Raw genomic sequence first — 17,688 nt, forward strand, 5'->3', positions numbered from 1 at the left:
TCCTGACGGACGTGCTCAGAGGTCCTGACGGACCTGAAGGGCCTTGGCCGGGCCTTCGGCGGGGTCGACGACCGTGGCGGCGACGCGGAAACGGCTGTCGAGCGCGGACCAGATCTCGTCCAGCAGGTCCTCGGCGGTCTTCGCCTCGACGGCCGTCTCGGCATAGGGCGCGGCGACGGAGACCCGCTCGCCGTCGGACGCGTACGTCGTGAGCAGAACGGCCTCACCGGGCTCCAGGTCCCGCACCGCGAGGGTCATCACGTTCGTCGACGGACGCGAGGCACGGCTGGGGCGCGCGGCGCCGAGCACGGCGGCACGGCCACCGTCGAGGCTGATCAGCGCGGTGATGCGGGAGGTGCGGATCGGCGGGTCCGGCTCGTACTCCAGTCCGCCGAGCGCCACGGTGGGCTCGGCCCCGTCGCGCAGCCGCTCGGCCACCTGGGAGACCTGCTCGCCGTTGCCGAGGACGAGCCAGTCCCGCGTGGTCGTCACGGCGGCGTAGTGCCGCAGCGGGTCGTGCTCGCCGGGAGCCAGCGGGCCGACCACCAGGTCGCCGTCGACCAGACGCAGCGCACGGTCCCGGGACGCCGCACTGCGCCCCGTGAGGAAGTAGCCGCCCAGAACGGCTCCGGAGTGCGTGCGGGCGTACAGGACGCCCCGTCCGGGGTAGGGGTTGGCGGCCAGCAGTTCGTGCAGTGTGAGCATCCGGTCGGCTTTCTGATCGATCGGTCCGAGGAGACACCTGAAGATACCGTTCGGCCGTCCCCGCGCCGCGACTTGATGCCGTTCGGTTCGCCTCGGACCTTCGAACGTTCCCGGGGGCGTCCGCCCTCGGGCTCCCCCCGCCGTCTCTCCGGCGTTTCACGGCCGGCGGCATGCGGCGGACGCGTCGGCGTGACACCACCGGCGGTCGGGGACGGCCGGAAACCCGCTCGTCACGTGGACCCGGTGCTCGTACGAACGTGCGCCGACGTCCTGTGGTCCCCGTCGAGCACCAGGTGTCCGGGGGCGGACTCGGCGGACTCGGCGGACTCGGTGCTCTCGGTGCTCTCGGTGCTCTCGGTGCTCTCGCCGAGGAAGCCGCCCGACTGGTGCCGCCACAGCTTGGCGTAGGCGCCGTTCGCCGCGAGCAACTCCTTGTGGGTGCCCTGTTCGACGACGCTTCCGCGGTCGAGGACGACGAGACGGTCCATGCCGGCGACGGTGCTCAGGCGGTGGGCGACCACCAGGGCCGTACGTCCGTCCATCAGCCGCCACAGGGCGTCCTGGACGAGGAGTTCGCTCTCCGAGTCCAGCGCGCTGGTCGCCTCGTCGAGCAGCAGGACCGGGGCGTCACGGAGGACGGCCCTGGCGAGGGCGACGCGCTGGCGCTGGCCGCCCGAGAGTTTCACCCCCCTCTCCCCCACCAGGGTGGCGAAGCCGTCGGGGAGCTGATCGGCGAACTCCGTGACGTGCGCGGCCGCCGCCGCCGCGTGGATCTCCTCGTCGGTGGCGCCGGGCCGGGCGAAGGCGATGTTGTCCCGCAGGCTGCGGTGGAACATCGCGGGTTCCTGCGGGACGTACGCGATCAGTGAGCGCAGGTCGGTCTGGCGCAGCCGGCTGATGTCCTGACCGCCGATCAGGACGCGTCCGCCGTCGATGTCCGACATCCGCAGCAGGAGCCGGGTGAGTGTGGTCTTGCCACCGCCGGACCTGCCGACCAGGCCGATCCGCGCGCCGGCGGGCACGTCCAGGTCGAGGCCCTGGAAGATCGGCTTCGCACCTGCGTGGGCGAACGTCACCGCCTCGAAACGGACGCCGGTGTCCCGCGGTGCGAGCGGTTCCGGTTCCTTCGGATCGAGCACGGTGGGCGGGTCCAGCAGCAGTTCCGTGAACTGTGCGGCCTCGGTCATCGAGCTTTCCAGCCGCCGGTAGATCTGGTTGAACTCGAACATGAGCTGGGTCGCGTTGAAGTAGTAGGTGAAAGCGACGACGATCTCCTCCACTCCCTGTCCCGGGCCGCCGAAGGCGACGGCGACCAACAGGCCCAGCACGTTGGTCAGCACGAACATGGGGGCGATCAGCATGTCGACGCGCAGGTTGCCGTAGTCCCACGACTTCAACGTCAGGCGCCGGGAGTCCGCGACACGGCTGCGGTGTTCCTGGGCCTCCCGCCGCTCGGCCGCGAACGCCCGGATGGTCTCCATGTTCATGAGGCTGTCGGCGACATGGCCGGAGACCCGGGCGATCGCCGCCTCACGGTCGTTGACGAGCCTCTGCCGGCGCCGGATCAGCGGCGTCGCGACCACCATGGTCAGCGCGATCATCACCAGGAGGCCGGCGACGAGCATCGGTTCGTAGCTCCACAGCACCACGGCACCGAACACCAGGGGGACGAGGCTGCCCACGATCCGGTACGTCATCGTGTCGACGAAGTCCTCGAAGCGCTTGCCGAAGCTCAGCACCCTTTTGGTCAGGGAGCCGGCGAAGTTGTCGTGGAAGAACGCCGCGTCCTGGGCGAGGAGTTCGTCCATGCCGCTCACGTACAGGTGCTCCATGCCGAGGGCGTCCACGCGGTTCAGGCAGTGCTGCCCGATCCGCCACACGGCCTCGGCGAGCAGCAGCACCACGCCGAAGCCCAGCACGTACGGCAGGGCCGAGGCGAGGGTGAGACCACCGTCGTCGGCGGCCTGCCCCGCCAGTTTGGCGATCAGCAGGGGGGCGATGTAGTGGATGCCGATGTTGCCCACGGCCGGCAGCAGCAGCGCGGGCAGGGCCAGCAGTCGTAGTCGCAGCAGTTCCCGGACGTAGCGGCGCAGCGCCAGAACGACCGCGCTCCTGCCCGGCGTCGGCCCTCGCGTATCTGTTGTCCCCATCACACTCCCGGAGGTTCGGAAGTCGGCAGTCTCCCGTCGGGGGAGGTTTCCGGTCCAGGCATTTAACGCGGACTGGCGAGAACCGGACACTGATGCGTTCAACGCACACAGCGGACGTATCCGCTGGTGGACTTCCGGTGTCCGATGCGGCCGTTTCGGCACGGGATTCGGCACGGCGACTGCGCGCATACCCGGTCCCCGAACCATGGTGTCCCACCACATGTGCGCCTGACCTGTGTATTTCCACGGTGTGCCGACACGCACCCGTCCCCACCGCACACGGGGAAGTGGCGCACACGCCCTCCCCGGCACCCGCTCCTCCGCCCCTCGGCAACCTCGAGCGCATCGTCACCGCGTCCCTCATCGGCACCACCGTCGAGTGGTACGACAGCTCACTCGATCGGGCTAGGGCCCGCGGTTCTCCAGGGTTCCGGCCGCCGAAGCCGGCAAGGAGCACCTCACCACACTTGATCAGCGGCGATGACGCGCCGGTCCGTCAGCGCGCGAGAGGTGCGCCCAGCACGTCCAGGACGGTGCCGCCGAGCACTCCGAGTACGACGGATCCGGTGGCCGCCCCGTAGGCGAAGACGGCGGCCGATGCGGACATCGCACCCGGATCTCCCCCGGGTCCGCGTGCCAGGAACGCCGGGGCGATCCAGCGCAGGTAGTAGAAGAGGGAGGCCACCGTGTTGACGGCCGCGACGACCGCGAGCCATGCGCAGCCGCCGTCGAAGGCGGCGCTGAAAACTTCCAGCTTGCCCAGGAAGACGGCGGTCGGGGGCGTGCCCACCAGGCCCAGCAGGCAGACGACGAGTGAGGCCAGCAGGGCCGGGTGCTTCCGCGCCAGGCCCCGGTAGTCGTCGATGGTGCGGGCGCCGGGGAGTGCGCAGACGACGGCGAAGGCGCCGAGGTTGGTCAGCGCGTACCCGGCCAGGTAGTACAGCAGCGCCTCCTGGCCGAGATCGGTGCGCCCGGCGACCGCGACGGGGAGCAGGAGGTAGCCGACCTGGCTGACGGTGGAGTAGGCGAGGAGCCGTTTGACGTCCTGCTGGAAGAAGGCCGCCAGGTTGCCCAGCGTCATCGAGGCGACCGAGAGCACCGCCACGAGACCGGCCCACGGCAGGCCGGCGTCGGCGAGCGGCACGGCGGCGAGGCGGTAGAACGCCGCCAGGGCTCCGATCTTGGGGATCGTGGTGAGGAAGGCGGCGACCGGCGCCGAGCTGCCCTGGACGGCGTCCGGCACCCAGAAGTGGCCGGGCACGGCCCCGGCCTTGAACAGGACACCGGCGAGCAGGGCCGTCGTACCGGCCGCCACCGGTCCCGGGGGTGCCTCGGCGAGTCCGGTGCGCAGCACCGGGTACGACGTCGCCCGCCCGGCGGCGAGGAGGACGGTGATGCCGGCGAGCATGACGGCGCCGAGGAGGGCGCCCACGACATAGAACTTCAGGGCCGCCTCGGTGCCGGGGCCGTCCTTGCGGAACCCGGCGAGCGCGTAGGCGGGCACACTGGCCAGCAGGTACCCGGCGGCGAGGAGGAGCAGGTCCTGGGCACCGGCCATGATCAGGGCTCCGGCGGAGGCGAGCTGGAGCAGGACGTAGAACTCCGTCTCGCGTGGGTCGGCGTACAGGCGCGGCATCGCGAGCGCGAGGACCAGCAGTGTGGCGCCGAGGATGACGACCCGGCTGGTGGCGGTGAGCGTGTCCAGGGCGAAGGACGCACCGAAAGCCGTCTCCACGGGGCCGGCCGCGGCGATCGCGGCGGCCACGACCCCCACGGTGCAGGCCGCTGCCGCCAGGGCTCCGGTCAGCCACTGGCGGCGGCGCGGCAGCCACGCTCCGAGCAGCAGACCGAGCACGGCCGAGGCGGCGAGCAGCACCTCGGGCAGGAGGTCGAGGGGGTTCTCGTTCATCCCGGTCGTCCCGTTCATCGCGCGAACAGCTCCAGCACGGTGCGCGAGGCGGGCTCGATGACGTCGAGGACGAACCGGGGAGCGAGGCCGAGGACGACGCCCAGGATCAGCAGGGGAACGATCGCGAGCCCTTCGTGGACGCGGATGTCCGGGAACGGCCGGTCGGTGCCCGGCGCGGCGACCGGCAGCCGCAGCGGCCCGAGGAAGACCTGTTGCAGGGCGCGCAGGAACAGGCCGGCGGTGAGCAGGATCCCGAGCACGGCCAGGCCGGTGGCGACCGGCTCCGGGCCCAGGCTCCCGGTGAGGATCTGGAACTCGGCGATGAAGCCGGAGAAGCCCGGCAGCCCCAGCGAGGCGAAGGCGGCGACGCCGGTCAGCGCGGCGAGGACGGGCGCCCGCCCGGCCACGCCGGAGTACGCGGACATCTCGTACGTGCGCCCGCGCTCGTACAGCACGCCGGACAGCAGGAACAGCGCGCCGGTCAGCAGCCCGTGGCTGACCATCTGGAAGACCGAGCCGGTGACCGCGAGGCGGCGGGCCTCCTCGTGGTCCGCGCCGACGGCCCCGGCCGCGCCGATCGCCAGGACGATGTAGCCCATGTGGTTGACGGAGGTGTACGCGACCATGCGCTTGAAGTCGGTCTGGGCGAGGGCGACCAGGGCGCCGTAGAGCACGGAGACCACACCGACGACCACGAACACGCGGGCGTGGTCCCGCCATGCGCCGGGCAGCACGGGCATGGCGATGCGCAGGAAGCCGTACGTCCCCATCTTCAGCAGCACCCCGGCGAGGATCGCCGACCCGGCGGCCGGTGCGTCCGTGTGCGCGGGTGGCAGCCAGGTGTGGAAGGGCACGGTCGGGGTCTTCACCGCCAGCCCGACGGCGATGGCGAGGAGGACGAGGGCGCCGTACGCCGCGCGCCCGGCCAGCGGGTCGGCGTTCGTCAGCTCGACGATGTCGAAGGTGTGCGGATCGGCTGCCAGGTAGAGGCCGATGAAGCCGAGCAGCAGGGCGAGGGAGCCGATGAAGGTGTAGAGGAAGAACTTCAGCGCGGCGCGGGCGGCGCCCTGGTGTCCCCACCCGGCGATGATGAAGTACATCGCCACGATGGACAGGTCGAAGAAGACGAAGAACAGGATCAGGTCCAGGGCGACGAACAGGCCGAGGCACGTGGTCTGGAGGAACAGGAACAGAGCCGCGAACTCCCTCGGCCGTCGGGTCTCGCGCCACGCGTACGCGGCGCAGGCGAGGAACAGCACGCACGTGACGGCCACCAGGGGCAGGGACAGGCCGTCGACGCCGACGTGGTAGCTGATGCCGGCGCTGGGGATCCAGCGGGCCCGGGTCTCGTACCGCATGCCGCCGTCGGGCTGGTGTCCCGCCCAGACGATCACCGTCAGGATCAGTTCGGCGGCGGTGGTCGCCGCCCATGCCGTCAGGAACAGCGTGCGGGGCGCGCCGCGCGGCACGCACAGCAGGAGGGCCGCCATGGCGGCCGGGAGCAGGACGATGGCCGTGAGCACGGCGGTCACCTCACGAGGACGAGGACGACGGCGAGGACGGTGAAGGCCGCGACCGCCTGGGCGAGGTACTGGTGCAACTGCCCGGTCTGCGGCCGTCGCGCCAGGCGGCCGAGCACGCGGGCACCGCCCGCCACGCCCTCCACGACGCCGTCGACGAGCCGCTCCACCCGGGCGTCGGTCCACTTCGCCAGCCGGACCGAGCCGCGCGCGACGCCCTCGACGGCGCGGTCCAGTACGCGGTCGTCGAGGACGGCGAGCGCGTCGGCGAGGCGCAGCACCGGACGTACGAGGAGCGTGCGCGCGGCGGTCTCCAGAGCGAGCCATTCCGACGCCGGGGCGGTGATCCGGCCGGGGAGGGCGAGAAGCCGGGGACCGCGGATCCAGATCACGGCCGAGGCGGCGACCGCGAGCGCGCCGGACAGGGCGAACTCCCATGCGTACGGGGTCGGTTGCGCCACGTCGCCGATCACGCGCTCCACCGCGTCCCTGACGGGCGGGAAGGACGTGACCGTCAGGGCGGCGCACGCGACGGCCAGGATCACCAGAGGCAGCCGGGTCGCGTACGACAGCGGCTCCGCACGGTCGTCCGTCACGGGAGCGGGCCGCCAGACGAACCAGAGGGCCTTGGCGCTGTAGATCGCGGAGATCACCGCACCCGCCAGCCCGACGGCGTACAGCGCCGCGTTGTCCTCGAGGGCGCCGGCGAGGAGTACGTCCTTCGCCGCCCACAGGGCCAGGGGCGGGACCCCCGCCAGAGCCAGGGCCGCGACGCTGAAGGTGATCCCGGCGGTACGGTGCCGCCGGGCCGCACCGCGCAGGGCGGGCAGCGCCTTGGTGCCGAGAGCCGTCAGCCACACGCCCGCGACGAGGAAGGCCAGGCTCTTCGCGGCGGCGTGGGCGATGAGTTGCAGGGTTCCGCCGGTGACCGCACCGGCCCCGGCGGCGAGCACCATGAAGCCGATCTGGGCACAGGTCGAGGCGGCGAGCAACTGCTTGAGGTCGGCCTGCGCCACGGCGACCAGGCCGAGCACCACCGCGGTCACCGCTCCCGTCCACGCCACGACGGGCCCGCCCCAACCGGACCGGGCGAGAAGCGGCTCCAGCCGCAGCAGCAGATACGCCCCGGCCACCACCATGGTCGCCGAGTGCAGCAGGGCGGAGACCGGACTCGGTCCCCGCATGGCCCGGGACAGCCAGAAGCTGAACGGCAGTTGGGCCGACTTGCCGAACGCGGCCACGACGACGCCGGCGGTGACGAGCGCCGACCACGCGCCGGTCGTGTCCGGGAGCTCGTCGAGGGCGAGGGAGTCGGCCTGCCCGCTCGCCAGCGCCGCCCCGGCGGCGAGATAGAGGCCGAGGTCGGCGGCGCGGGTGGTGAGGAAGGCCGTACGGGCGGCGTCGGCGCGCTCGGGGTCGCGCCACCAGTGGCCGATCAGGGCCCAGGAGGTGGCGCCCATCACCTCCCACGCCATCAGCAGGACCGTCAGCGTGGTCGCGGTGACCGTCGTCAGCATCGCGCCGCCGAACAGCAGCATCAGCCCGAAGAAGCGGGCCCGCGCCTCGCCCGGTCCGATGTCCGCGACGCTGAACAGGAGGACGGCCGCGGTCACCGCCGTGACGGTCACCACCAGGAGGCCCGACAGCCCGTCGACCGCGAGCCCGGCGGGGAGCCCTTCGAGCAGCGGCGCCTCGACCCGCGGGTGCTCGAACGCCACCGCGACGGCCAGGCCGAGCGCGGCGACGGCCGTACCGACCGCGACAGCGGGGGCGTACCGGTCCGCCGGGCGGCCGACGACCGCGAGCAGCGTGCCCACGGTCAGCGGCAGCGCGACGAGCGCCCACAGCAGGGCGCTCACTCCTTCAGCTCCGCCGCCATGTCGGTCATGTCGACCTCACGGGTCCGGAACAGCGCGGTCACCACGGCGAACCCGACGGCCATCTCCACCGCCATGACCGTGACCGCCAGGACGACCAGCACCTGCCCGTCGGCGGCGGCCGGGGCGATGTGGTGCCAGACGGCCGCCGCGCCGGCGATGACGCCGCCCAGCATCAGTTCCAGCCCCATCATCAGCATCACGATCGACTGCTGGGTGAGCGCGCCGAACAGGCCGACGCCGAACAGCGCGGCGGCGAGCAGGAGGAAGAGTTCGAGGCTCACCGGCCCGTCCCTCCCCGTACCGCGTCGTCGGCGGTACGCGCCTTCAGGTCGTCACCGAAACGGTCGTACCGGCCCCGGCGGGTGGCCAGGACGACGGTCGCGACGATGGTGGCGAACAGGGCGAGGCCCAGGGTCATCATGGTGAGCATCTGCGGTCCCATCAGTGACAGGCCCAGGTCCATGGTCGGATCGGCCGGTGGTCCGCCGCGCCGGGAGGGCCATGGGGCGAGCAGGATTCCCGCGGCGAGGACGGCGAAGACCGCCGCGCAGATCGCGGCCGCGCCCTTCTTGTTGTGCACCATGGCCATCGGCATGAGCCCGGCCGGGTTCATCATGTACATCACCATGAACACGGCCATGACGGCCATCTCGATGGTCATCATCAGCACGATCACGACGCCGAGGTAGTCCAGCCCGAGCAGCAGCACTTCGCCGCCGACGCACAGCAGCGACGTCAACAGGGCATACGTGGCCCGGGCCATGGAGTCGAACCGGAAGACCATGACTCCGGCGGCCACGGCGATCAGGGCCAGCGCCCAGAAGATCACTTCGTCAAGCATGGCCTCTCGCTCATCGGTCGAGGACGACGACGGCCACGAACAGCGCCTGAAGCAGCGTCAGCGGCACCAGCACCATCCAGGCCACCTCCATGTACCGCTCCATCCGCAGCACGGGCAGCGCCCGGCGCCCTGCCACGAGCAGCGCCAGGACGGCGGCGGTCTTGATCAGCGTCCACGCCCAGCCCGGCAGCGACGGGCCGTGTCCGCCGCCGAGGAACAGCGGCACGCTGAAACCGGCGGTCACCACCAGCAGGAGCCACCGCCCGCCCAGGAACACCAGCCGGTCCACGCCCGCCAGTTCGGCGGCCGCGCCACCGGCCGCGTCCTTCGCCAGCGGGTGCTCGAACGGCCCCCAGAAGGCCATCGCGAGCGCGCTCAGCAGATAGACGACGAAGGCGGCCGGCATCCACACCGCGAACCACAGGCCGTCCTGCGCCGCGACCACGTCACCCACCCGCAGGGACTCGGCCCCCAGGGCGGCGGTGGTGATCGCGAACATGTGCGGCAGTTCGTACGCCAGACCCTGCGCCAGGAACCGGTACCCGCCGATCAGCGACAGCGCCGAGTTCGGCCCCCAGCCCGCCAGCCACACCGCCGCCCAGGCCAGCGCCTCCATCGCGTTGAACCACACGATGCCGACGGACGGATCGCTCACGGCACGGAAGCCCCACGGCAGTACGGCGCCCGCGAGCACCGCAGCCACCGGGACGAGCACCACGCCCAGCCTTCCGAGGAGCCGGTCCGCGGCCGTCGTGCGGCGCGGCTGCTGGACGAGCAGCCGAAGGGCTTCGTGCAACGGGGCCAGCGCCCGGAGCCCGGCCTCCCGGACGCTTCGGGCGGGACCGCGCTCGGCCGCCCCGGACAGCACCGCGTCGAACCCGGCCGCGACCACGGCCGCCACCGCCAGAGCGACGGGGAGGACGACGGTCGCCCACAGGGGTGCTGCGTCAGGCATGGGCCGCTCCGGGCACGGGCGCGGGGGCGAGTTCGTCGAGGTCGGGGTCCAGGCTGGCCACGATGATCCGAGCGCAGGCGAACTCGGCGCCGGTCAGCAGCTCGGGGAGGACGTCGAGCAGCACCCGCGACGGCGCCCGCGGTCCGCCGATCCGGCCACGCGGGCCGGTCCGGTCGTCCGGCGCCAACGGCCGGCCGTCGTCGAGCCCTTCGACGCCGCGCTCGGCCTCGCTCAGCCACATCAGCAAGCGGTCGTACGCGTCCCCGTCCGCGGCGAGCGCCGGCCCGGTCACTCCGGCCGCCCTCGCCCTGTCCGCCGGCAACTCCCCCAGTCCGGCGATCGACCAGCGCAGGGTCCGGGACCGCCCGATCCTGCGAACCGTCCCGCGCAGATCACCGCCGACGCCGTATCGCGACGCCCCTGAAAGCACTTCGTCCCGCAGCCGACGGCACCGCGCCGCGACGTCGTCCCAGCCGACGACGGCAAGGAGCCGTCCCGCGCTGTCCAGGTGCGCGGCACAGCGCCGGCGCGCCGCACGGTCCCTGGTGACCTTCTCGCCCCGCGCGGCCCGCAGCCACGGCTCGTCCCAGAAGGGCGGTCGACGGCCGGGCGGTACGGGAAGGTGATCCACCTCGACGTCCTGTACGACGTCTCCTTGCAGGGTGAGCCGGAGAACGAGCCCCGACGGCCAGTCGGTCAGTCCGGGACCGAACGGCACGTGCAGCCGGTCGAGCCTCAGCCCGTCCCGGTCGTCGCCCCTCCCGGCCGTCGGAAGACCCGCCACCTCGCCCATGGCGTGCGGGTCGTGACCCATGTGATCCATACGGCCGTCATGGCCTTCGTGGTCCATGTGGTCCATGTGCGCCTCGTGGTCGGCCGGCTGGGCGTGGCCGCGCCCCTCGTGATCGCCGTGCTCATGGGCGCCGGACTCGTCCGCCACGTCGGCCCCGCGCCGAGTCACCGCCCTGTCGATCAGGTCGTCGCGGGCCATGTCGAGCACGCCGGCGACCTGCCCGTTCCCCCCTGCCACGATGCGCAGGGCGGGCGCCGGCATCGACCGCTCGATGCCGTCCAGCCACTTCGCGTCCTCCGGCGCCGGGACGCCGCAGACGACCAGCAGATCCGCGGCGGCCGGAGCATCCGCGACGGGCCACCCCCGCCGACGTACCTCCGCCTCGGCCTCCAGCCGGAGTTCCGTAGCTCCGGGCAGCGTCACCGCCAGCACCGCCGGGCGGGTCATCGCCGTGCGCCGTAGAGCGCTTCTCAGGTCCACCTCAGAGCCCCCTCACGCCAGGCGTACGCCACCGCCGCGAACAGGACGCCGAGGAAGAGGAACATCTCCACGACGGCCGGAGTGCCCACCTCCGAGACGACCTTCGCCCACGGGTACATGAAGAGCATCTCCATGTCGAAGGCCAGGAAGATCATGGTGATCGGGTACCAGCGCACGTGGAACCGGGACACGGCGTGCTCGCCCGGCTCGAGACCGCCGGCGAAGGGACCGCACTCGAGAGGGGCCCTCGCCGCCGCCAGCCACAGGCCCAGCCCGTAGAGGGCGGCCAGGCCGGCCCCGGCCACACCGAGAAGGACCAGCACCGGCTGCCATGCGTCCATCCCGCCCGACCTCCGTTCTCGGTGACCACCGCCCATGGTGCGCGACCGGCCGGTTCAGGTCCTGGAGGCGGGGCCCAAGCCGTCGGGAACATCCCACCCGGAGATCTGATCGCCCCGGGGGATAGCGGCGCCTGGCTTTCGGGAAAGGGGCGGCACACGGTCCAGAAGGCGTACGACGTCCGGGGCATGACGTGCGCTCGCGGAGACGGCGACCGCGGACGACCATGCGAAGGTCACTCACGACGAGGACGCCGGAACGAGGACGCCCGGCGCCTCACCCGGCACCGAAGGCACCGGGTGAGGCGCCGGGCACCGAGTCGGAGGTACGCGGTCGGGAGCCGTCAGACGGGTGAGCTCCGGCGGCCCCCGACACAGGGAGGAAGAACCGGGCCGGTCGCTCTTGGCCGGCGGCCGGCCCTCTCAGTGCACGTGCGGTCCACCGGTCGACTGCGGCCTGCCTCGCGGTACGAGGCCCAGGGCGATGACGGCACCGGCAGCGGCCGTCACCGCGCACAGGGTGAACGCGTCGGCGAAGCCGCCCACCGAGCCTCGCTCGAAGCCGGATGCCGCGACGGTGGAGACGACGGCGACACCGATCGAGCCACCCACCTCGTGGAAGGTGTTGACGACGCCGGAGGCGAGTCCCGCCTCCCGGTGGCCCACCATGGCCAGGGCGGTGGTCGTGGCGGTGACGAAGACCGCGCCGAGGCCGAGGGAGGCGATCACGAAGCCCGGAAGAAGCCCGGCGTACACGCTGCCGGTCTCCGACAGCCGGGTCAGCGGGAGGGTTCCGACGGCGGCGACGGCCATGCCGGCGACAGCGGTCGGACGGCTGCCGATCCGGCCGACGAGCCGGGACCCGAGGTGGGCGCCGACACCGGTCGCCACGGCCACGGGCAGGAACACCAGCCCGGTACTCAGCGGGCTGAAGCCACGGAGGTGCTGGAGGTATACGGACCCGAGGAAGAAGTACGCGATCAGCAGGGCCGTGGCGATCAGCATCAGGAAGGCACCCGCGAGCACCGGCCGCCGGGTGAACATCCGCAGATCCATCAGCGGGGCCCGGGCTGCTCGCTCGACGGCCACGAAGGCCGCGTACGCCACCGCCGCGCCGAAGAGCGGCATCAGGGTCGAGGGGGCCGTCCATCCGGTGTCGCCCGCTTCGACCAGGCCGTAGATCAGCGCGGCGGTGCCCGTGGTGACGAGCAGCGCGCCGGGGATGTCGAGCCGTGCGGGCTGCGGCGCGCGGGCCGGGACGAGGGCGGGCAGGGCGATCAGCAGGAGCAGCCCGACGGGCACGTTGACGTGGAACACCCACTGCCAGCCGGGTCCGTCGGTCAAAGCTCCGCCGAGGAGCACGCCCGCCGCGGAGCCGGTGCCGCCGATCGCCGCCCAGACGCCGAGCGCCTTGTTGCGTTCGGCACCGTGGAAAGTGGTGGTGACGATGGACAGCGCGGCCGGTGACAGCAGGGCCGCGCCGACGCCCTGGCCGATCCGGCCACCGAGCAGCGTCGGGGCGTTCTGGGCCAGACCGGTGGCCAACGAGGCGGCGGTGAAGAGCGCGAGTCCGGCGAGCAGGGTGCGGCGGGCGCCGAGGGCGTCGGCGAGTCGGCCGCCGAGCAGCATCAGCCCGCCGAAGCAGAGGGTGTACGCGGTGACCACCCAGGTCAGCGTCTCCCGGCCGAGGTCGAGGTCGGCCGCCATGCCGGGCAGGGCGACGTTCACGACGGTGACATCGAGGATCAGCATGAACTGGGCGACGCAGATCAGTGCGAGGGCCGCCCAGCGGCGTGGGTCGGTGGTCGGGTGGGGAGCGTGTTCGGCCGTGTGCGGGGCACCGGCCGCGGAGTGGGTCATGGCGAGTCCTTCGGGTGCGTTGTTCCGGTCGGGTCCGCGCCACGGGACGGCGCGACGAGAAGGGCGAGGAGCACGCCCGCCGCGGTGACACCGGCCCCGGCGGACATCGCCGCTCCCATGCCGTCGACGAAGGCGCGGCGGGCGGCCTCGGCGAACGCGGCTCCGGCCTCGCCGGGCAGGTGTTCGGCAAGGGCGAGCGCGGTGCCCAGGGACTCCTTGGCGGAATCGAGGAGTTCCTCGGGAACGGGAGCGGGGGCGGCGTCGAGTCCGCTGCGGTAGCGGTCGGACAGCAGGCTGCCCATGACCGCGACTCCGGTGGCCGCGCCGAGTTGGATGGCGGCGCTGTTGGTGGCCGAGCCCACGCCCAGGTCGGCTTCGGGCAGTGAGCCGACGATGGCGTCGCTGGTGGCGGTGATGACGAACCCGGCGCCCGCCCCGAGGAGCAGCACCGCCACGAGGGCCCGGTCGTAGCCGTCCGTCGGCCCGGTGGTGGCGAGCACCGCGGCGGACGCGGACAGCAGGGCGAGCCCGACGGCCGACACCGAGCGCATGCCGAGGCGCGGCGCGAGCACGCCCGCCAGTGGTCCGGCGACCAGCAGCGCGAGCGCGGCGGGACCGAGCCGTACGCCGGTCTGCCCGGCGCTGTGTCCGAGCACGAACTGGAAGTGCTGCACGACCACGAAGAGCGTGCCGATCAGCGCGAACGCGCCGAGCAGGACCAGCAGGTCACCGGCCGCCAGCGCGCGGTGCCGGAAGATCCGCAGCGGCAGCATCGGGGAGGCGGCCCGGCGCTGCCGGGCGAGGAAGGCGACCAGCAGGAGCGCGCCCGCCGCGAAGGCGGCCGGTACGGCGGAACTCGTCCAACCGCGGTCGGGCCCTTCGATGACCGCCCACAGCACGCTCGCCACGGCCGCGACGGACAGCAGCGCCCCGGCCGGATCCAGCCGCCCGCTCTCGGGAGCTCGGGAGTCGGGCACCAGCAGGGCGGCGGCGACCAGGCCCGCGATGCCTATGGGGAGGTTGATCAGGAACACCGATCCCCACCAGTAGTGGCTCAGCATCCAGCCGCCGACCATCGGCCCGATCACCGTCCCTACACCGACCGCCGCGGACCAGATACCGATCGCCTTGGTGCGTTCGGCCCCACGCGGGAAGACATCGCCGATGACGGCGAGCGTGGCCGGCATGATGAGCGCCTCACCGACGCCCATGGCCCCGCGGGCGAGCACCAAGGTGGTGACGGAACCGGCGTAGGCGGCGACGACGGACGCCACGGTGAACACCGTCAGGCCGGCCATGAAGATCCATTTACGGCCGAGCCGGTCCGCCAAGCTGCCGCAGAACAGCACCAGGCTGCCGGACATCAGCGCGTAGCTGTCGACGATCCACTGCAACTGGCTGGTGGAGGCACCGAGTTCACCGACGAGGGTCGGCAAGGCGACGTTCAGCACGGTGGTGTCGAGTCCGACGACCAACAGGCTCACGCTCACGACGGCGAGGGTGAGCCATCGCCGTACCGGCGGGTCGCCGGTCCGCGGTGAAGCGGTCATCCGATGAGTCGCAGAAGGCACGAGGTCCCCTTTCTCGCGCACGGCCTTGTCCGGCCGACGCCGCGATCTGAACCATACAGTTCAGTTCACATGAACTCAACCGTACAGTTCAGGTGGGTGCTAGGGTCGACTCATGAGCGTGGACGGCGTCAAACAGCCACCCAGTGGACCCCGGGCGGAGCTCAAGCGGCAGGCCATCGTGCGGGCCGCCCGCGAGCTGTTCCTGCGGGAGGGCTTCGGCGTGGGAATGGACACCATCGCCGCCGGGGCAGGCGTGTCGAAGGTGACCGTCTACAACCACTTCGGCAACAAGGAAGCACTGTTCACGGCGGTCATCACGAGCGCGCTCGACGAGCCGCTCGCCGGGGAGTCGTCGGCCGCGCTGGAGGGCCTGGCCGAAGCCGAGGACCTGCGGGCCGCCCTTGTCGAGGCGGCCCGCACCTGGGTGCACGCCGTGCGCACCAACCACGAGGTCACCGCCCTGCGCAACCTCGTCGCCGCCGAACTCCACCGCTTCCCCGAGCTGGGCGAGGCCTGGAGACACCGCGGCACGGAAAGCCACCACCCCGCGGTCGCGGGCGCCCTGGGCACCCTCGCCGAGCAGGGCCGCCTGGAGATCCCCGACCTACAGGTGGCGATCATCCAGTTCTACGGCCTTCTGACCTTCCCCCACATGGTCTTCAGCTCCTACGGCACGCACATCGACGAGGACCTGACGGACCGTCTCGTCGTCAGCGGCGTCGACATGTTCCTGGACCACTACAGCCCACAGAGCACATAGCGGCGCATCCCCGTCGAGGGCACTGGAACGGCGCCACGACAGCCCCCGCACGCGCATCGCCGGCCCGGCCGTCGGCTCGGGACCGAACGAGGTGGACTCCCGGGGCGACAGCACTCCGGCACCGGCGGGGAGTTGCGCCCACCGGCTGGGACGATCCGCCAGGGCTTCTCGCAGGTCCCCAGGGTCGGGAGCGGTGACGCTCCAGGCCCCCTTCCCCGGTCCGTACGAGTTCGCCGCTCCCGGGCTCGTGGAGGCACTTCGCGTCGCGGAGGCCGCACTGGCGCCGATGTCCTCCGTCGCCGTCGTCGACGGCCGGGTCGTCGGGCATGTCCCGCTGAGCGCGACGCGGGACGTGTCGTCCCGATGGGCCCGTACGGCCCTGTCTCGTTCTGTCTTCACGGGCCTGTCGCGTGCGCATCTCGGCGACCCGATCGAGGAGTCGGCCGCGCCTTGGTCGCCCTCGCGCACCTGCGGTCGGACGGCACCGAGATCCGGGTCCGGTCGGCCCGGGCCAGGACGGAGCCGCGGGTTTCCTCATGAGACATCACGAAGTCCGGTGAAGGACCGCTACCGCACGCTCCTGTCGTTCCGAGCTCCGGCAGGGGCTCATGTCACCCGTCCGGCCCCCTTGGCCGTCTCCCGTCGGGGGGAGCCTGGCTATGCACCGGTGGCCTGGAGCCGACCGGGACGGCAGGGAAGGATCATGATGAGCGGGTTGAGCGACGGGCGAGGACTTGGTGCGACGATCGGGGTCGTGGTCGCCCGTTCGGGACGGCTGGCGGGCCTGGGCGACCCCCTGAGCTTCGCCATGGCCCTGCTGGAGTCCGAGCTGGCCGACCGACCCGGGATCCGGCTGGTGAGCAGAGACAGTCGCTCGTGTGCGGAAGGCGCCCGGCAGGCGGTGGAGGAACTCGCCCGGGACGAGAACGCGACGATCGTCGTGACACTCGCCGGCACCGAAGTGCTGCCCGCCGTCGCGGACGCCTGCGAGGGACTCGGGGTGCCGTGCCTGTCGAGCACCTTTCCCTGGCAGGTCTACTACTACGGGCGCGGCGCGGACGACGACCGCCCCTTCGACTGGACGTACCACTTCTGCTGGGGTCTGGACGACATCGCCGAAACCTTCGCCGACCTCTGGGACCGCGTGGACGGCTCCTCGCAGACGGTCGGCTGTCTGTGGAACGACGGGCCGCAAGGCAGTTGGTCCAGGCACCCGCAGCGGGGTTTCGCCCCGGCCGCCCGCGCCCGGGGGCACCGGCTGGTGGACCCGCGGCCCTACCGTGAACCGGCTGTCGGTCTCGGCGCCCAGGTCCGGGCGTTCCGCGACGCGGAGGCGGACGTCGTCACCAGTGCGGCCACCGGCCAGGACCTGGCGCTGTTCCGCGCTCAGGCCGCCGAGGACGGCTGGCGCCCCCGTCTGATCACATGCTCGCGCTGGCTGGCCTACCCTCCGTCCGTCACCCGCGGCGGCGTGCGGCCGGCCCAGGCAGACGTGGCGACACTGGCCTACTGGACGCCCGGCCACCCCTACGCCTCGTCGCTCGACGGTACGACCGCGGCCGAGCTGGCCGAGTCGTACGAACAGGCCACAGGCCGTCAGTGGTTGCAGCCACTCGGTTTGGCGTACGCGTTGTTCGAAGTGGCCGCGCACGCGCTCCGCACGGCCGGCGACCCCGCCGACCGCCGCGCCGTGGCCGCCGCTCTGGGCGGTACACGGCTGCGGACGATGGCAGGCCTACTGGACTGGACCGCCGGTCCGGTCCCCAATGTCTCCACCGTTCCCCTGGCCGGCGCGCAGTGGCAGCAAGGCACGCGCCACGACTACGAACTCACCGTCGTCACCCATGGGCAGGTCGACGGACTCGCGGTCGGAGGCGACCTCGTCACGACGTGAACCGCGGTTCGGACGACGGGCGGAGAGTGAAA

Annotated in this window: 14 protein-coding genes; 2 read left to right on the top strand and 12 right to left on the bottom strand. The window is 72.4% G+C overall.

What is annotated here, in order from left to right; all coding sequences use genetic code 11:
• Nucleotides 1–15: 15 nt before the first annotated feature.
• From ACZ62B_RS01565 to ACZ62B_RS01620, 12 genes are all read right to left on the bottom strand, one after another.
• The gene (locus ACZ62B_RS01565; protein ID WP_344560411.1) at nucleotides 16–705 is read right to left on the bottom strand and encodes an IMP cyclohydrolase; all 690 of its coding nucleotides are present in this window, start codon (nucleotides 703–705) and stop codon (nucleotides 16–18) included.
• A 230-nt stretch (nucleotides 706–935) separates the two neighbouring features.
• A complete protein-coding gene (locus ACZ62B_RS01570; protein WP_468722670.1) occupies nucleotides 936–2,855 on the bottom strand; it encodes an ABC transporter ATP-binding protein in 1,920 nt (639 codons plus the stop codon).
• A 496-nt stretch (nucleotides 2,856–3,351) separates the two neighbouring features.
• Complete coding sequence (locus ACZ62B_RS01575; protein WP_468722667.1) at nucleotides 3,352–4,782, bottom strand: NADH-quinone oxidoreductase subunit N; 1,431 nt, start codon at nucleotides 4,780–4,782, stop codon at nucleotides 3,352–3,354.
• On the bottom strand, nucleotides 4,779–6,287 hold the full coding sequence (locus ACZ62B_RS01580; protein ID WP_468885950.1) for a complex I subunit 4 family protein: 1,509 nt from the start codon (nucleotides 6,285–6,287) through the stop codon (nucleotides 4,779–4,781). The genes ACZ62B_RS01575 and ACZ62B_RS01580 overlap by 4 nt, the downstream gene beginning before the upstream one ends.
• 5 nt (nucleotides 6,288–6,292) lie before the next feature.
• Nucleotides 6,293–8,143, bottom strand: coding sequence for a proton-conducting transporter transmembrane domain-containing protein (locus tag ACZ62B_RS01585; RefSeq protein WP_469689110.1), 1,851 nt, complete (start codon nucleotides 8,141–8,143; stop codon nucleotides 6,293–6,295).
• On the bottom strand, nucleotides 8,140–8,445 hold the full coding sequence (locus tag ACZ62B_RS01590; protein ID WP_344560406.1) for an NADH-quinone oxidoreductase subunit NuoK: 306 nt from the start codon (nucleotides 8,443–8,445) through the stop codon (nucleotides 8,140–8,142). Before ACZ62B_RS01590 ends, ACZ62B_RS01585 begins: the two co-directional genes overlap by 4 nt.
• The gene (locus tag ACZ62B_RS01595) at nucleotides 8,442–9,005 is read right to left on the bottom strand and encodes an NADH-quinone oxidoreductase subunit J (RefSeq protein WP_344560405.1); all 564 of its coding nucleotides are present in this window, start codon (nucleotides 9,003–9,005) and stop codon (nucleotides 8,442–8,444) included. The genes ACZ62B_RS01590 and ACZ62B_RS01595 overlap by 4 nt, the downstream gene beginning before the upstream one ends.
• A 10-nt stretch (nucleotides 9,006–9,015) precedes the next feature.
• Nucleotides 9,016–9,960, bottom strand: coding sequence for an NADH-quinone oxidoreductase subunit H (locus ACZ62B_RS01600; RefSeq protein WP_469689111.1), 945 nt, complete (start codon nucleotides 9,958–9,960; stop codon nucleotides 9,016–9,018).
• Nucleotides 9,953–11,233: a hypothetical protein gene (locus ACZ62B_RS01605; RefSeq protein ID WP_469689112.1), complete on the bottom strand. Its 1,281-nt coding sequence runs from the start codon at nucleotides 11,231–11,233 to the stop codon at nucleotides 9,953–9,955. Before ACZ62B_RS01605 ends, ACZ62B_RS01600 begins: the two co-directional genes overlap by 8 nt.
• Complete coding sequence (locus ACZ62B_RS01610) at nucleotides 11,224–11,574, bottom strand: NADH-quinone oxidoreductase subunit A (protein ID WP_344560402.1); 351 nt, start codon at nucleotides 11,572–11,574, stop codon at nucleotides 11,224–11,226. Before ACZ62B_RS01610 ends, ACZ62B_RS01605 begins: the two co-directional genes overlap by 10 nt.
• Before the next feature lie 420 nt (nucleotides 11,575–11,994).
• Nucleotides 11,995–13,431: an MFS transporter gene (locus tag ACZ62B_RS01615; RefSeq protein ID WP_469689113.1), complete on the bottom strand. Its 1,437-nt coding sequence runs from the start codon at nucleotides 13,429–13,431 to the stop codon at nucleotides 11,995–11,997.
• Nucleotides 13,428–14,981, bottom strand: coding sequence for a DHA2 family efflux MFS transporter permease subunit (locus ACZ62B_RS01620; RefSeq protein ID WP_469689114.1), 1,554 nt, complete (start codon nucleotides 14,979–14,981; stop codon nucleotides 13,428–13,430). The genes ACZ62B_RS01615 and ACZ62B_RS01620 overlap by 4 nt, the downstream gene beginning before the upstream one ends.
• A gap of 133 nt (nucleotides 14,982–15,114) precedes the next feature.
• Between ACZ62B_RS01620 and ACZ62B_RS01625 the strand changes: the two genes are divergently transcribed.
• Nucleotides 15,115–15,762: a TetR/AcrR family transcriptional regulator gene (locus ACZ62B_RS01625; RefSeq protein WP_344560398.1), complete on the top strand. Its 648-nt coding sequence runs from the start codon at nucleotides 15,115–15,117 to the stop codon at nucleotides 15,760–15,762.
• 754 nt (nucleotides 15,763–16,516) lie between these two features.
• On the top strand, nucleotides 16,517–17,656 hold the full coding sequence (locus tag ACZ62B_RS01630) for an ABC transporter substrate-binding protein (protein WP_382053475.1): 1,140 nt from the start codon (nucleotides 16,517–16,519) through the stop codon (nucleotides 17,654–17,656).
• Nucleotides 17,657–17,688 lie beyond the last annotated feature (32 nt).

This window comes from Streptomyces sp. NPDC053426 (assembly GCF_055585405.1).

What these genes read in the sequence shown, in the direction of transcription:
- ACZ62B_RS01595 (WP_344560405.1), bottom strand. Translation starts at nt 9,005, where the DNA reads ATGCTTGACGAAGTGATCTTCTGGGCGCTGGCCCTGATCGCCGTGGCC.
- ACZ62B_RS01615 (WP_469689113.1), bottom strand. Translation starts at nt 13,431, where the DNA reads ATGACCCACTCCGCGGCCGGTGCCCCGCACACGGCCGAACACGCTCCC.
- ACZ62B_RS01565 (WP_344560411.1), bottom strand. Translation starts at nt 705, where the DNA reads ATGCTCACACTGCACGAACTGCTGGCCGCCAACCCCTACCCCGGACGG.
- ACZ62B_RS01575 (WP_468722667.1), bottom strand. Translation starts at nt 4,782, where the DNA reads ATGAACGGGACGACCGGGATGAACGAGAACCCCCTCGACCTCCTGCCC.
- ACZ62B_RS01570 (WP_468722670.1), bottom strand. Translation starts at nt 2,855, where the DNA reads ATGGGGACAACAGATACGCGAGGGCCGACGCCGGGCAGGAGCGCGGTC.
- ACZ62B_RS01625 (WP_344560398.1), top strand. Translation starts at nt 15,115, where the DNA reads ATGAGCGTGGACGGCGTCAAACAGCCACCCAGTGGACCCCGGGCGGAG.
- ACZ62B_RS01600 (WP_469689111.1), bottom strand. Translation starts at nt 9,960, where the DNA reads ATGCCTGACGCAGCACCCCTGTGGGCGACCGTCGTCCTCCCCGTCGCT.
- ACZ62B_RS01610 (WP_344560402.1), bottom strand. Translation starts at nt 11,574, where the DNA reads ATGGACGCATGGCAGCCGGTGCTGGTCCTTCTCGGTGTGGCCGGGGCC.
- ACZ62B_RS01620 (WP_469689114.1), bottom strand. Translation starts at nt 14,981, where the DNA reads ATGACCGCTTCACCGCGGACCGGCGACCCGCCGGTACGGCGATGGCTC.